Source organism: Amycolatopsis sp. w19, from assembly GCF_051373225.1.
Lineage (GTDB): Bacteria > Actinomycetota > Actinomycetes > Mycobacteriales > Pseudonocardiaceae > Amycolatopsis > Amycolatopsis japonica.
Window position 1 is genome coordinate 1 of record NZ_JBPQFM010000084.1, and the last position, 565, is coordinate 565.

General features: G+C 63.4%; 1 protein-coding gene. It reads left to right on the forward strand.

Annotated features, from left to right (window positions below):
• Positions 1–565 (forward strand): acyltransferase domain-containing protein (locus tag ACSMFO_RS40225; protein ID WP_436462550.1); only part of this gene is annotated, 565 nt, incomplete at both ends.

The window sequence follows — 565 nt, forward strand, 5'->3', positions numbered from 1 at the left end:
CGGGTAAGGCTGTTTTCGTGTTCCCGGGGCAGGGTTCGCAGTGGGTGGGGATGGCGGAGGAGTTGTTGTTGGCTGCTCCGGTGTTCGCTGAGTCGATGGCTGAGTGTGAGGTGGCGTTTTCGTCCTTTGTGGATTGGAAGTTGTCTGGTGTGTTGTCGGATGCGGCTGCGTTGGAGCGGGTTGATGTGGTGCAGCCTGTTTTGTTCGCGGTGATGGTGTCGTTGGCGCGGTTGTGGCGGGCGTGTGGTGTGGAGCCTGCGGCTGTGGTGGGTCATTCGCAGGGTGAGATCGCTGCTGCGTGTGTGGCGGGTGCGTTGTCGTTGGATGATGCTGCGCGGGTTGTGTGTTTGCGGAGTAAGGCGATTTTGGCGTTGTCGGGGCTCGGTGGCATGGTGTCGGTTGCTGCCTCGGAGGACCGGGTGCGGGAGTTGCTGCCCGACGGTGTGTCGGTGGCGGCGGTGAACGGCCCAGCGTCGGTGGTGGTGTCTGGTGACGTCGCGGGGTTGGATGCGTTGGTCAAGCGGTGTGAGCTGCTGGATGTGCGGGCGAAGCGGATCCCGGTGGA